Origin of the sequence: Carboxydocella sp. JDF658, from assembly GCF_002049395.1 — a bacterium.
GTDB lineage: Bacteria > Bacillota.
Genome location: NZ_BDLR01000227.1, coordinates 1 through 201 on the forward strand (window position 1 = coordinate 1; position 201 = coordinate 201).

Consider the following 201-nt stretch of genomic DNA (forward strand, 5'->3'; position numbering starts at 1 on the left):
ACTCCAGACTTAAAGCACAGGCCCTGCTGGACTCCCAAACAGAACTGCTGAAGTTAGAAAATGAAGAAACAGAAGAGAAACTGGGCCGGGCCAGGAAGAAACTCAGCCTGGCTATGAGGAAACTGGCGAAGGCAGAGGAAAAGGGGGCTGCTTCAGAAGTTATTGAAAAGCTCCGCCTGGCAGTCAAGGGGCGGAACAAGC

The 201-nt window shown here is 52.2% G+C and carries 1 pseudogene; it reads left to right on the plus strand.

Features of this window, described 5'->3' with window-relative positions:
- A pseudogene (locus JDF658_RS13930) lies at window positions 1-201 on the plus strand (IS200/IS605 family accessory protein TnpB-related protein); the annotation flags it as partial.